Origin of the sequence: Pseudokineococcus marinus, from assembly GCF_013004605.1 — a bacterium.
In the GTDB taxonomy this organism is placed as follows: Bacteria; Actinomycetota; Actinomycetes; order Actinomycetales; family Quadrisphaeraceae; genus Pseudokineococcus; species Pseudokineococcus marinus.
This window is the reverse complement of record NZ_JABEMA010000057.1, coordinates 1-13535: the sequence shown is the minus strand read 5'-3', so window position 1 is coordinate 13535 and position 13535 is coordinate 1. Positions and strand designations below refer to the sequence as shown.

General features: G+C 77.1%; 10 protein-coding genes and 2 pseudogenes. 1 reads left to right on the top strand and 11 read right to left on the bottom strand.

What is annotated here, in order from left to right; all coding sequences use genetic code 11:
- The 3 genes and pseudogenes from HLB09_RS05995 to glmS all read right to left on the bottom strand — a co-directional run.
- Positions 1-228, bottom strand: a pseudogene (locus HLB09_RS05995) (bifunctional ADP-dependent NAD(P)H-hydrate dehydratase/NAD(P)H-hydrate epimerase); the annotation flags it as partial.
- Between the two features lie 270 nt (positions 229-498).
- Positions 499-861, bottom strand: a pseudogene (locus HLB09_RS05990) (holo-ACP synthase); the annotation flags it as partial.
- Positions 862-931: 70 nt separating this feature from the next.
- Entirely contained in the window at positions 932-2818 is a 1887-nt protein-coding gene (gene glmS, locus HLB09_RS05985; protein ID WP_171202490.1) for a glutamine--fructose-6-phosphate transaminase (isomerizing), read from the bottom strand.
- A gap of 105 nt (positions 2819-2923) precedes the next feature.
- Here glmS and coaA point away from each other — a divergent pair, with 105 nt between their 5' ends.
- Positions 2924-3865: a type I pantothenate kinase gene (gene coaA, locus HLB09_RS05980; protein ID WP_298801371.1), complete on the top strand. Its 942-nt coding sequence runs from the start codon at positions 2924-2926 to the stop codon at positions 3863-3865.
- 175 nt (positions 3866-4040) lie between these two features.
- Here coaA and HLB09_RS05975 read toward each other — a convergent pair whose 3' ends face one another.
- The 8 genes from HLB09_RS05975 to HLB09_RS05940 all read right to left on the bottom strand — a co-directional run.
- Positions 4041-6422: an HNH endonuclease signature motif containing protein gene (locus HLB09_RS05975; RefSeq protein WP_171202489.1), complete on the bottom strand. Its 2382-nt coding sequence runs from the start codon at positions 6420-6422 to the stop codon at positions 4041-4043.
- 138 nt (positions 6423-6560) lie between these two features.
- Positions 6561-7700 carry a GNAT family N-acetyltransferase gene (locus tag HLB09_RS05970; protein ID WP_171202488.1) on the bottom strand — a complete coding sequence of 380 codons (1140 nt, stop codon included), beginning with the start codon at positions 7698-7700 and terminating at the stop codon, positions 6561-6563.
- Between the two features lie 125 nt (positions 7701-7825).
- On the bottom strand, positions 7826-9181 hold the full coding sequence (gene glmM / locus HLB09_RS05965) for a phosphoglucosamine mutase (protein WP_171202487.1): 1356 nt from the start codon (positions 9179-9181) through the stop codon (positions 7826-7828).
- Between the two features lie 77 nt (positions 9182-9258).
- Positions 9259-9771, bottom strand: coding sequence for a 30S ribosomal protein S9 (gene rpsI, locus HLB09_RS05960; protein ID WP_344553529.1), 513 nt, complete (start codon positions 9769-9771; stop codon positions 9259-9261).
- A 43-nt stretch (positions 9772-9814) separates the two neighbouring features.
- A complete protein-coding gene (gene rplM, locus HLB09_RS05955) occupies positions 9815-10258 on the bottom strand; it encodes a 50S ribosomal protein L13 (RefSeq protein ID WP_171202491.1) in 444 nt (147 codons plus the stop codon).
- A gap of 198 nt (positions 10259-10456) precedes the next feature.
- Positions 10457-12235, bottom strand: a complete 1779-nt coding sequence (locus tag HLB09_RS05950) for an ABC-F family ATP-binding cassette domain-containing protein (protein WP_171202486.1) — start codon at positions 12233-12235, stop codon at positions 10457-10459.
- A 90-nt stretch (positions 12236-12325) separates the two neighbouring features.
- The gene (locus tag HLB09_RS05945; protein WP_171202485.1) at positions 12326-12904 is read right to left on the bottom strand and encodes a DUF5709 domain-containing protein; all 579 of its coding nucleotides are present in this window, start codon (positions 12902-12904) and stop codon (positions 12326-12328) included.
- Positions 12888-13535: tRNA pseudouridine synthase A (locus HLB09_RS05940; RefSeq protein ID WP_212770621.1), on the bottom strand; the 648-nt coding region annotated here is incomplete at its 5' end. The genes HLB09_RS05940 and HLB09_RS05945, both read right to left, overlap by 17 nt.

The following is a 13535-nucleotide window of genomic DNA, read 5'->3' as shown; positions in this document are numbered from 1 at the left end:
CAGGAGGGCCCCCGCGTGCAGCGCGTCGCCGCCGTTGGTCCCCGAGCCGACGAGGAGCACCGCGCGGGAGCCGTAGACCCGCCCGGCCGCGGCGCGCAGCTCGGAGCCGACGACGCCGGCCAGCGCCGCGGAGGCGCGCTCGACGAGGGTCACGAGCCCTCCGGGGAGGCCGGCGGCGGCCGCCTGCTCGGCGGCGCGGACCGCCTCGACGTCGTGGGCGCTGGTCATCGGGGCTCCTGCGGGTCGACGGCGGGGCCGGTGGGGACAGAGCTGGCGGGGGCGGGACTGGCGAGGGCGGTGCGGGCGAGGGCGGGGCGGGCGAGGGTGGGGCGGGCGAGGGTGGGGCGAGGGCGCGCTGCCGCTGGGCCTCGCCGCTCAGGACGGGTGCGTCGGGTCCGGGTGCGTCGGGCCCGGGTGCGTCGGGCCCGGGCGGGGCGGCGCCGGCTGGGGAGGCAGGACGTCCGGCGTCGTGGGGAGGCGGGGCGGGGCGCCGAGGACGCGCTCGGCGACGACGAAGGCCGTCGCGATGCCGGCGTCGTGGGAGAGGGACACGTGCACGGCCCCGACCCCCAGGGCGGCCGCCCGCTCCGCGACGGTGCCGCGCATCTCCACCCACGGCGCGCCGTGCTCGCCGCGGTGCACGCGAGCGTCCCGCCAGCGCATCCCCGGCGGCGCACCGAGGGCCTTGGCGAGGGCCTCCTTGGCCGCGAAGCGCGCGGCCAGCGAGCGCGCGGGCAGGTCCGCCTCGTCGGGGTCGAAGAGGCGCGCGCGCAGCGCGGCCCCCCCGCGGTCGAGCACCGCGGTGAAGCGCTCGACGCCGACGACGTCCACGCCCACCCCCACGACGCCCCCGCCACCCACGACGCCCCCGCCACCGAGGCCCGCGCCGGCCGCACCGCCGAGGGGGAGGCCGCCCGCCGTCACGACCGGCTCACTCGACGGTGACGGACTTGGCCAGGTTGCGCGGCTGGTCGACGTCGAGGCCCTTGGCCGCGGCCAGCTCGGCGGCGAAGACCTGCAGCGGCACGACGGTCAGCAGCGGCATGAGCAGCGGCGGGCACGCCGGGACGCGGATGACCTCCTCCGCGAAGGGGACGACGCCCTCGTCGCCCTCCTCGGCGATGACGAGGGTGCGGGCGCCGCGGGCCCGGATCTCCTGGATGTTGGAGACGACCTTGCCGTGGAGGCCGTGCGGGCTGCTCGGCGGCGGGACGACGACGAAGACGGGCTGCCCGGCGTCGATGAGCGCGATGGGGCCGTGCTTGAGCTCTCCCGCGGCGAAGCCCTCGGCGTGGATGTACGCCAGCTCCTTGAGCTTGAGGGCGCCCTCGAGCGCCACCGGGTAGCCGACGTGGCGCCCGAGGAAGAGGACGGACCGGGAGTCGGCCATGAAGCGGGCGATCTCGCGGACGCGCTCGAGCCCGTCGAGCACCTGCTGCACCTTGTCGGGCATGGCGTGGAGGTCCTCGAGGACCTCCTTGACGAGCTCGGGGGACGCCGTGCCGCGCAGCGCGCCGAGGTAGAGGCCGAGCAGGTAGCACGCCGTGATCTGGGCGAGGAAGGCCTTCGTCGAGGCGACGGCGATCTCCGGGCCCGCGTGCGTGTAGAGGACGGCGTCGGACTCGCGCGGGATGGTCGCGCCGTTGGTGTTGCAGATCGACACCGTGCGCGCACCGAGCTCGCGGGCGTGGCGCACGGCCATGAGCGTGTCCATCGTCTCGCCGGACTGGGAGATGGAGACGACGAGGGTCCGCTCGTCCACGACGGGGTCGCGGTAGCGGAACTCGTGGGCGTACTCGACCTCCACGGGGATCCGGCACCAGTGCTCGACGGCGTACTTGGCGACCTGCCCCGCGTACGAGGAGGTGCCGCAGGAGATGACGACGACCTTGTCGACCGCGGCGAGCTCCTCGGTCGAGATGCGGACCTCGTCGAGGACGAGCCGGCCCTCGGCGTCGCTGCGGCCGAGCAGGGTGTCGGCGACGGCGCGGGGCTGCTCGTCGATCTCCTTGGCCATGAAGGACGGGTAGCCGCCCTTCTCGGCGGCCTCGACGTCCCAGTCGACGTGGAAGGGCGAGCCCTCGACGGGCTCGCCGTCGAAGGTCGTGATGGTCGCCCCCTCCGCCGTGATGGTGACGACCTCGTCCTGCCCGAGGGCGAGGGCGTCGCGCGTGCGGCCGATGAAGGCGGCGACGTCGGAGCCGAGGAAGGTCTCGCCCTCGCCGAGGCCGACGACGAGCGGGGAGCTCCGCCGGGCGCCCACGACGGTGCTCGGGTCGCCGGAGCGGACGGCGAGGAGCGTGAAGGCCCCCTCGAGGCGGCGGCACGTGCGGCGCAGCGCCTCCGCCAGGGCCTCGCCGCCGTCGAGGCCCTCGCCGCGCACGGCCGCGACGTGGCCGGCGAGGACGTGGGCGGCGACCTCGGTGTCGGTCTCGGAGGCCAGCTCGACGCCCTTCGCCTCCAGCTCGGCGCGCAGCGCGGCGAAGTTCTCGATGATGCCGTTGTGGATGACGGCGACCTCGTCGTCGCCGCTGCCCGCGAGGTGGGGGTGGGCGTTGGCGTCGGTGGGACCGCCGTGGGTGGCCCACCGGGTGTGGCCGATGCCCGTGGACGCCGGCTCCAGCGGGGCGGCCTCGAGCAGGGCCCGGAGGTTGGCCAGCTTGCCGGCCTTCTTGCGCGTGGCGAGCCCGCCCGGCCCCGCCAGCGCGACGCCCGCGGAGTCGTAGCCGCGGTACTCCAGCCGCGCGAGGCCGTCGACGACGACGTCCAGCGCCCCCCCGCTGCCCGGCGCTCCGACGTAGCCCACGATCCCGCACATGGCCGCCAGCGTAGGTGCGCCCACCCGTCGCCCCGGCGCCCGACGCACCCTGGTGACCGGTGCACGTGCGGGGACGGTCGGCTCCGGCTGGCACCATCGGCGCCCGTGGCCGCCGACTCCTCCCCCTACGTCGAGCTCGACCGGGACGCCTGGAGCGCCCTCGCGCCGGCCACCCCCCTGCGGCTGACGCAGGAGGACCTCGAGAGCCTGCGGGGCCTCGGCGAGCCGATCGACCTCGCCGAGGTGGAGGAGGTCTACCTGCCGCTGTCGCGGCTCGTGCAGCTGTACGTCGGCGCGGCGCGCTCCCTGCACGCGGCGCGCGCCGAGTTCCTCGGCGAGCGCACGGCCCCGACGCCCTTCGTCGTCGGGGTCGCCGGCTCGGTGGCGGTCGGGAAGTCGACGACGGCGCGCGTCCTGCGCGAGCTCCTCGCCCGGTGGCCGGGGACCCCGCGCGTCGAGCTCGTCACCACCGACGGCTTCCTGCACCCCAACGCCGAGCTGGAGCGGCGGGGGCTGCTGCAGCGCAAGGGCTTCCCCGAGTCCTACGACCGGCGGGCGCTCCTGCGCTTCGTCCAGGCCGTGAAGTCGGGGGCGGAGGAGGTCCGGGCCCCGCTCTACAGCCACCTCGTCTACGACATCGTGCCCGGCGCCGAGGTCGTCGTCCGCCGGCCGGACGTCCTCCTCGTCGAGGGGCTCAACGTCCTGCAGCCGGCCCGCCCCCGCGCCGACGGCCGGCAGGGGCTCGCCGTCAGCGACTTCTTCGACTTCACCATCTACGTCGACGCCCGCACCACCGACGTCCGCAGCTGGTACGTCCAGCGCTTCCTGCGCCTGCGGGAGACGGCCTTCAGCCGGCCCGAGTCCTACTTCCGCCGCTTCGCGGGACTCTCCGACGAGCAGGCGGAGGCCCTCGCCCTGGAGATCTGGGGCGCCGTCAACGAGCCGAACCTCGTCGAGAACGTGCTCCCGACGCGCGGGCGCGCCTCGCTCGTGCTCACCAAGGACGCCGACCACACCGTGCGGCGGGTGCGGCTCCGCAAGGTCTGACCTCTCCTCCCTCTCGCGGGTGCTGCTGCGCCCACCCGGTCCACGCCCGCCCCGCCCTGCTCTGCCGCCTCGCCCGCACTGCCCCGCTCATCCCCGCTCCGCCCCGCTCCGCCCCGCTCCGCCGCGACGACCCGTCACGCCCCGACGGACGACCCGGACGGCGCCGCGCCGGCCCTCAGAAGGGCGGTGGACCGTCGTCGCCCCACCTCTCCTGCGGCCCTGCGCCGTCGGCCGGGCCGACCAGTCCGTCCACGCCTCCCACCACGTCCTCGGCGGGCCGACCGTCGCCCGCTCGACCGCGCTCCCTGCCGCCACGAGCGACCTCCTCCTGCTGGTGGGCGAGCTCGGCGTGGAGGCGGTCGAGGTCGTGGGCGGCGGAGTCGCGGGTGGGGTAGCGAGCGGCACCCAGGAGCCGCTCGTCGAGGGCGGCGGCGGCCGCGTCGAGGGCGTCGGTCTTCGCGCGGACGCCATCGGTGGCGCGGGGTGCGGGTCGGGGCAGCAGCGGGTGGGCGGGCACGTGGACGACCTGTCCGAGCGGGGTGGTCCAGGTGAGCCCTGGGTCTGTGGGGTCGTCGTCGGTCGTGGGGGCGGCGGTCCATCCGTGGTGGTGCTTGGCCAGGTGGCGGCGGCAGAGGACGTCGAGGTTGCACGGGCAGGTCGGCCCGCCGGTGGCGTGGGAGGCGCGGTGGTCGAGGTCGCAGCGGGTCGCGGGCGTGCGGCAGCCGGGGGCCTGGCAGCGGGGTGAGCGGGTGCGCACCCAGCGGGCGCAGGCGTCGGTGGGCGCGTAGGGGCCGGGCCCTCCGGTCGCGGTCGCGTAGGAGCAGCCGGGGCGTCGGGCGGCGTGGCGCAGCGAGGTGTGCCGCGAGGTCGACGAGGAGCCCGCCCCCAGCTCGGGCAGGGAAGGCGACGACGACGCCTCGGCTGCGGTCGCGGCTGCGCGCACGACTGGCCTCCCAGCCGCCGGTGCGGCTGCGGGCACGGCTGTCGTCCCGGCTGCGGCGGGGGCTGCGGTCTCGCCGGGGTCGCTGGGTGGCGACGTCGACGCCGGCGACTCCGGTGGCGGCGGCGAGGGGTCGCCGGGGGTGTCGACGCGCACGGTGATCGCCGCTGCGCGGCCGCGTCGGGCGGGTGTGGTCCGGGAGCCCTTCCCCGACGGACCAGACAGCTGCCCGGCCGTGGTGGTGGGCTCGAGGGTGAGGAGGTGGCCGTCGATGCCGACGAGGTGGCCGGTGAGCGGTGCGGTGAGGGCGCGGCGGAAGCGGTGCCCGGCGGCGAGGAGCTCGGCCACCGCCACCGCGGGGACGGGTCCGAGGGTGGGGTGCTGGGCCGGGTCGTCGTCGAGGCTGAGGAGGCTGGTCAGGGCCACGGTGACCTGCGGGCCGTGCGGGCTGCGCGCCCGCGCTACACCCGTCGTTGCGGCCGGAGCCGTCCCCGCACTGGCGTTCATGTCCGCGCGGGTGGCAGCACCGGCAGTGGCGTGAGCGCCGGTGGCGGGGTCGGTGGTGGTGAGGTTGGTGGCGGCGAGCTCGGTGGTGGTGAGGTCGGTGGTCGTGGCGAGGTCGACGAGGGCGTCGAAGCGGCGGGCGTCGATACCCCGCCGGTCCGGCAACCCCGCTCCACCGTCGGCGAGGGCGAGGGGGTCCAGGCCCGCGGACGTCGCCGCGTGGGGGTCGGTGCGCCCGTGCTCGCCGGCGCGGGCCCGCGCGGTCGTGGTCAACCGCTCGAACACGCACGCCAGGTCCAGCACCGGGCCCGTCGCCACCAGCTGCGCCATCCCGTCCTCGACCGGGAACAGGCGCACCCCGCGGGCGCACGTCGCCCGCCGCACCCGCCGGCGCACCGCCTCGGGGTCGGTCGTCGCGACCAGGTGCCGCACGCGCGCCCGCAACGCCGGGACCGTCAACGGGCCCAGGTCACCGGCCAGGGCCGCATCGACCGCCGCCGCGTGAGGAGCCGACAGGGCGACGGTCTCGTCGGCGACCAGCCGGGAGCGCTGCGGGTCGATCCGCCCCGCCTCCAACGCGGCCAACGTCACCGGCAGCCGCGTCGTCACCGCGAGAGCCTCGGCGACCACGTCCTGCGCCCGCCGCAGCGGCACCACCAGCGCGACCGCCAGCTCCGCCGCGGCAGCCTCGAACGCCACACCCGCATCCCGCCCTGGTGCGGGATGTGGGTCGGCGCTGGCGCCTGCGGTCCGCGTCGCGACACCGACCGCACCCGTTTGAGGGTCACCGTCGCCGCCGTCGGCCACCGGCGCCGCCGGGCCACCCGACACCGAGACCTCGTCCACCAGTGCGGCGACCTGCCGCAGCAGCCCCGCCCACGCCCTCGACCGCGCCGCCTCCAGCACGACCACCGCCTGCACCCGCCCCAGCGCGCCCGCCCGCACCGCCGACCGCACCCGACCGACCTCGCCGACCAGCTCGACGACACCGCCGTCCTCGCCCGCGGCAGCACCGGTCACGTCAGGGGAGCCCGCGCCCCGACCGGCGCCCGGTGAGGCCGACGGCAGGACGGCGTCGTCCCCCTCGCTCCCTCTCCCGCCCACCTCGAACACGTGTACGAGGCTAGGGGCGGGGTGCGACGACGCCCCCACGGCCCCCGCGGCCTGTGGACGACGCCCCGCTCCACCGACCTGTGCGCAGCCACCGGACACCGTCCGCGGCGATCGCCTCGGCGCCCGCGCCCACGCCCGTCAGGACCCGTCGGCCACCGCACTCCCGGCGGCAGCGGTCGCCGCCGGCTCCTCCGGAGGAGCGGCGGCTCCCGCGAGCCGTGCGTCGAGCGCCGCCCGGACCACGGAGACCTCGGCCTGCATCTCGTGGAGCAGCTCGACGGGGCGGAAGCCCATCTCCTCGTTGACCGCGACCATCGGCCCGTTGCTCGCCGCGTTGTACGTCCGCACCGCGCGCAGAGACCCCGCCCACCCCTCCTCGCGCCCGTCGGCGAGCGCCGCGGCGAGGCAGTCGAGCTTGAGCAGCAGGCCGAGGCGGTGCCCGCGGTGCTCCGGCAGCACGAGGGTGTCCCACTGGTGGAGCACGTCGGGCTCGTGCTCGCTGCGGACGAGCATCGAGTACCCGGCCGTCGCGCCGTCGTCGCTGCGCGCGAGCGCCACCCAGCGCGTCCGCCCCAGCGCCAGCGACCGCTGGTGCTCGGCCAGGACGCGCTCGGCGTCCACGTCCTCCGCCTCGACGACGAGGTCGTCCTGCGGTGCCTCGGTGAGCATGCGCGAGGACAGCTCGGCCATGGCCGCTGCGTCCTCGGGCTCGGGTGCTCCGCGCAGCACTTCCCAGCGGTACCCCGTCGACCGGGGGAGCGCCGCGGCGCGGAGGGCGTCGAGGTGGCTCTCGTCGGCCGGCAGCGGCAGCTCGCGCCGGACGTCGGCCACCCCCAGCGAGAAGCCCGTGGCCGCGGCGAACGCCGTGCCGGGCCACCGGTCGACGTCGGCCTCGAGGGGGACGGCCACCTCGGTGAGCAGCCGGGGGCGCCCCTGCTCGTCGGCCAGGTCGCAGACGGCCCGCAGGAGGGCCGAACCCACCCCGCGGCGCCGCGAGGAGGCCGGCACCGCGATCTCGCAGTACAGGAGGTCCCGGTTGTCCCGCTGCGGCGCCTCGACGCGCGCGGCCCCGACGACCTCGCCGTCGTCCACCGCCGACAGCACGACGACGGGCTCCCACGGGACCGGGTGGGCGAGCTCGGCCCGCGCCTCCTCCCGCGGCCACGGGGCCGCCGTCGGCAGGCCGTGCCGGCGCCCGGCCTCCTCGGCCGCGTGCCAGGCCTCGAAGCCCTCGGCGAGGAAGGCGGGGTCGTCACCGGGGCTGGTCGTCACGCGCACGGCGGCAGGATCGACCGCCTCCCACCCAGCGGTCCAGCGCTTTCACGCCTGCAAGGCCCCGAGCCCCCGAGCCCCCCGAGCACCCGGGCCCGAGGTCGCACGCCCGCCAGCCCCGGAGGCGGGGCTCACTCCTCCCGGAGGGTCAGCCGCTGGCGCACGACGCCCGCGAGCCGGTCGGCGACCTCCTGGGCCGTCTCGGCGCTCGGCGCCTCGACCATGACGCGCACGAGCGGTTCCGTCCCGGAGGGGCGCAGGAGCACCCGGCCCGTGTCGCCCAGCTCGGCCTCCGCCGCGGCGACGGCGTCGCGCACCCCCGGGTCGGTGCCGGCGGCCGCGCGGTCGACGCCCGGCACGTTGACGAGGACCTGCGGCAGCCGCGGGATGCCGGCGGCCAGGTCCGCCAGGGTGCGCCCGCTCTCGGCCACGCGGGCGAGCAGGTGCAGGGACGTCAGCACGCCGTCGCCCGTCGTCGCGTGGTCGAGCAGGAGCACGTGGCCCGACTGCTCGCCGCCCAGCGCGTAGCCGCCCCGGCGCATCTCCTCGAGGACGTACCGGTCCCCCACCGCCGTGCGCGCGCAGCGGATGCCGGCCGCCTCCATGGCGAGCACGAGGCCCAGGTTGCTCATGACCGTCGTCACGAGGACGTCGTGCCGCAGCTCGCCCCGCTCGGCCAGGGCCAGCGCGAGGACGCCCATGATCTGGTCCCCGTCGACGAGCGCCCCGGTGGCGTCGACGGCGAGGCAGCGGTCGGCGTCGCCGTCGTAGGCGACGCCCGCGTCGGCGCCGTGCTCGAGCACGGCGGCCTGCAGCACCTCGGGGTGCGTGGACCCGACGCCGTCGTTGATGTTGACGCCGTCCGGGGCCGCCCCGACGACGACGACGTCCGCGCCCGCCGTCGCGAGGGCCAGGGGCCCCAGCTCGCTCGCGGCCCCGTGGGCGCAGTCGACGACGACCTTCAGGCCGTCGAGCCGGTGGGGCGCCGACGCGCCGAGGGCCCGCGCCCACGCCGGGCCCGCCTCGTCGTCGCGCCGCACGCGGCCCACACCGGCCCCCGTGGGTCGGGCCCACTCCTCGCCCGAGCGCCGCTCGATGGCGTCCTCCACGTCGTCGGGCAGCTTGTGCCCGCCGCGCGCGAAGAACTTGATGCCGTTGTCGGCCATCGGGTTGTGCGAGGCCGAGAGGACGACGCCGAGGTCGGCGCCCGAGGCGGCGACGATGGACGCCACGGCGGGGGTCGGCACGACGCCGACGTCGTCGACGTCCACGCCCGCGCTGGCGAGGCCCGCCACGACCGCGGCCGAGAGGAACTCGCCCGACGCGCGCGGGTCCCGCCCCACGACGGCGCGAGGGCGGTGCCCGGCGAAGGCGCCCCGGTCGGCCAGGACGTGCGCCGCCGCGACCGAGAGGTCCAGCGCGAGCTCGGCGGTGACGGCGACGTTCGCGACGCCCCGCACCCCGTCGGTGCCGAAGAGCCTGGCCACTGGTCCTCCGTGGTGGTCGGTCGGTGCTGGCAGGTCGGTCGGTGCGGCGCTCCGCGGCGGGCAGGAGCCCGCCGAGGTCAGCGCTTGGAGTACTGGGGCGCCTTGCGGGCCTTCTTGAGCCCGGCCTTCTTGCGCTCCTTGACGCGCGCGTCGCGCGTGAGGAAGCCGGCCTTCTTCAGCACCGCGCGGTTGGCCTCGACGTCGACCGCGTTGAGCGCGCGGGCGATGCCCAGGCGCAGCGCGCCGGCCTGGCCGGAGGGGCCACCGCCGTCGATGCGGGCGATGACGTCGAAGCGGCCCTGCAGCTCGGTGACCGTGAAGGGGTCGTTGACGAGCTGCTGGTGGACCTTGTTGGGGAAGTAGGCCGCGAGCTCGCGACCGTTCACCGAGTACTGGCCCGAGCCGGGGACGATGCGCACCCGGGCGACGGCCTCCTTGCGGCGGCCGGTCGCCATGGCCGGGGCGACGATGCTCTGCCCGGAGCCCGCGACGGACGAGGACTCGCTGGTGTAGCTGCTGGGGGCGTCGGTCTCGACGGTGGTGTCGAGCCCGCCGTCCTGGTAGTCGGTGCTGTCGGTCTGGACGGTCACGAGTTCTCCTCGGGAGCGGGTGCGGGGGCCGGGCGCGAGGGGACTACTGCGCGACCTGGGTGATCTGGAAGGACTGCGGCTGCTGGGCGCCGTGGGGGTGCGACGGGCCCGAGTAGACCTTGAGCTTCTTGATCATCGCCCGGCCGAGGCTGTTCTTCGGGAGCATGCCGCGGACGGCCTTCTCCACGGCCTTCTCGGGGTTCTTCTCGAGGAGCTCGGTGTAGGAGGTCGCCTTGAGGCCGCCCGGGTAGCCCGAGTGGCGGTAGGCGATCTTCTGGTCGCGCTTGCTGCCCGTGAGGGCCACCTTGTCGGCGTTGACGATGACGACGAAGTCACCGGTGTCGACGTGCGGCGCGAAGACCGTCTTGTGCTTGCCGCGCAGCAGCGAGGCGGTGTGGGTCGCGAGGCGGCCGAGCACGACGTCGCTGGCGTCGATGACGTGCCAGCGGCGCTCGACGTCGGCGGGCTTGGGGGAGAACGTGCGCACGGTCGTTGCCTTCGTCCTGTCGGGGTCGTCCACGGCCTCCGGACCGGCTGGTCCGGGCTGCTTCGTCCGGGGCTCGTCGCACGCGCTGCCGCGCTGAGGAGCAGCGCGGCCGACGTCCGACGAGGCGGACGCGGCCGGCGCAGGGCATGGCACGTCCCGGAACTCGCAGACGACTGTACGAGACCCCCGGTGCGCCGGTCAAAGCGGCTCAGGAGCCCGCGACCGCCGCCCCCCGTCCGCCGCCGCCGGCGGCACGGCGTCCCACACCGGCTCGGGCACCTCGACGAGCCGCCCGTCCGCCCCCAGCACGAGGAAGCGGTCGAAGCCGCGCGCGAACCAGCGGTCGTGCGTGACGGCGACGACGGTCCCCGAGAAGTCCGCCAGCGCCCGCTCCAGGGCCTCGGCCGACTCGAGGTCGAGGTCGTCCGTCGGCTCGTCGAGCAGCAGGAGCGTCGCCCCGGACAGCTCGAGCAGCAGCACGCGGAAGCGGGCGCGCTGCCCGCCCGAGAGCTGGTCGGTGCTCTGCTCGGCCGCGCGGGCGAGCCCGTACCGGTCGAGGGCGCGCGCCGCCTCCTCGCGCCCCATCCCCGCCCGGGCGCCGTCCCCCCGGTGCAGCACCTCGAGCAGGGTCGGCAGGCGGTCGCCGGACCTCCGGCCACCCGCCCCCTCCCCCGCTCCCTCCGGGTCCGCGCCGTGGGTGCTGCCGCGCTCGCGCTGGGAGAACCAGCCCGGGCGCACGCGCGCACCGAGCCGGGCCCGCCCGCTGTGGGCCACCGGGTCGACCGGGACGTCGCTCGTGGCGGGCGCGTGCTCGGGCTCCGGGTCGGTGCCGCCCGCGGCCAGCAGGCGCAGGAGGTGGGACTTGCCCGACCCGTTGGGCCCGAGGAGCGCCACCCGGTCGCCGTACCAGACCTCGAGGTCCGCGGGCTCGAGCAGCCCCGGGACGGCGACCTGCTCGAGGACGACGGCCCGCCGCCCGGTGCGCCCCCCGGCGAGCCGCAGCCGCAGCGGGCGGTGCTGCGGGGCCTCCGGAGGCGGGCCCTCCTCCTCGAAGCGCGCCAGGCGGGTCAGCGCGGCCTGGTAGCGCGACGACATGCCGTCGTTGAAGGTGGCCTTCTGGCGCAGCGCCACCACGAGCGCCCGCAGCTGGGCGTGCTCCTCGTCCCAGCGCCGCCGCAGCTCCTCCAGGCGCGCGGTGCGCGCCGCCCGCGCCTCGTGCCAGGTGGCGAAGCCGCCCCCGTGGGTCCAGGCGCGGGCTCCGCCCGGGCCAGGCTCGAGGGTGACGACGGACGTGGCCGTCCGGGCGAGCAGCTCCCGGTCATGGCTGACGAAGAGGACGCTCTTGGCCGTCTCGCGCAGCACCCCCTCGAGCCACCGCTTGGCCGGCACGTCGAGGGAGTTGTCGGGCTCGTCGAGGACGAGCACCTCCGCGGGGCCGCGCAGGAGGGCCTCGACCGCCAGGCGCTTGGCCTGGCCGCCGGACAGGCTCGACAGGGCGCGCCAGCGGCAGCGCTCGTACGGCAGGCCGAGGGCCGAGCGCGTGACGGCGTCCCAGTGCACCTCGACGTCGTAGGACCCGGCGTCCCCCGCGTCGACGAGGGCCTGCGCGTAGCGCATCTGGGCGGCCTCGTCGTCGACCTCCATGACGGCGAGCTCCGCGGCGTCGAGCTCGAGGAGGGCGTCGCGCAGCCGGGGCGGCGAGGTGGCCACGAGCAGGTCCCGCACGGCGCGCTCGTCGCCCGGGCCGCCCCGCCCGACGCGCTGGTCGAGCACGGCCACGCCGCCGGAGCTCGTCACCGCGCCCGAGGTCGGCACCACCTCGCCCGTCACGAGCCGCAGCAGCGTCGTCTTCCCGGCCCCGTTGGGTCCGACGAGCGCCGTCGTCGACCCGTCCCCGACGCGCAGCGACACCTCGCGCAGCAGGGGCCGGCCGTCCGGCAGCGCGAGGGAGACCCGGTTCAGCTCGACGTGCCCCACGCGCGGCAGTGTCCCCGGAGCCGGGGCTCCGGGGACACCGGGTTCTCGGGGCGTGGCCTCGCGGACGGGGCGGGGCTCCTCAGGCGGGTGTCAGGCGCGGTCCTCGTCGACGACGTGGACCGCCGCCTCCTCGGCCCCCGCGGCGCCGCCCGCGATGCCGACGTCCTGGGCCACCTCGTCCTTCTCGGTGTCCGGCCCGATGCCCCCCGACGGGTCGACGAGACGGCCGGCGCGGACGTCGCCCACCTGGTCGTCCAGCAGCTCGCCGTCGGTGTCGAGGTCGGCCTCGGTGCCCGGGGCGGGCGGCTCCGCGACGTCGTCGGCGTCGCCCGTCGACATCTCGGCGTCGTGCCGCACGGGCCCCGGGTCCTCGGCGAGGGGGTCGGGCACCTCCATGGCGGGGTCGGGGACCTCCTCGGCCAGGCGCTGGTCGAGGCTCTCGCCCTCGCGCTGCTCCTCGAGCGTCGTGCCGTGGCGGCCGAGCTCGCGCGGGCGCTCCGGCGGGGAGTAGCCCTGGTCGAGGGCCTCGTCCTGCGTGAGCGTCCCCAGGCTGTTCTCGTCGTCGTAGTCGCGGACGTCGGGGTCCACCGCGGCGTCGTCGACGCCGCCCGCGTCGGGCTGGTAGACGTCGTCGCCGACGGCGCTGGACTCGTCAGGTGTCGTGCTCATGCCCCGACCCTGCCACCGGCCGCGGGACCTCGCGCGCGGTGCCGGCGCCCTCTCCCGGGGCGACCGGCCCCCGGTAGGAGCGCGCCCGCACCGCCTGCGCCGCGAGCTCCTCGTCCGGCGGGTAGACGACCTCCTCGAGCACGAGACCGTGCGCGGGCACGACGGCGACCGCGGGGTCGCGCACGCCGGCGGCGAGCACCCGCGCCGGCCAGCCCTCGTCGCGGCGCCCCTCCCCCACGGCCAGGCACGCCCCGACGAGCGAGCGGACCATGTGGTGGCAGAACGCGTCGGCCTCGACGTCCGCGACGACGACGCCGTCCGGCGCCCGGGACCAGCCGAGGCGCAGGAGCGTCCGCACGGTGCTCGCGCCCGCGCGGGGACGGCAGTAGGGCAGCCAGTCGTGCTCGCCGAGCAGCGGTGACGCCGCCCGCGCCATCGCCGCCACGTCGAGGGGGCGGCGCACGACGAGCACCTCGCCGCGGCGCAGCGGGTCGCGAGCGGCCGGGTCGTCGACCACCCGGTAGGCGTAGCGGCGCCGCAGCGCCCCGAAGCGCGCGTCGAAGCCCGGGGGCGCCGGCCGGGCGCCGCGCACGACGACGTCGGCCGGCAGCACCCCCGCCAGCCGGCGGAG

Coding starts and splice junctions, on each gene's coding strand:
- HLB09_RS05945 (WP_171202485.1), bottom strand. CDS start 12,904: ATGAGCACGACACCTGACGAGTCCAGCGCCGTCGGCGACGACGTCTAC.
- glmS (WP_171202490.1), bottom strand. CDS start 2,818: ATGTGCGGGATCGTGGGCTACGTCGGAGCGCCGGGCAGCGGGGGGGCG.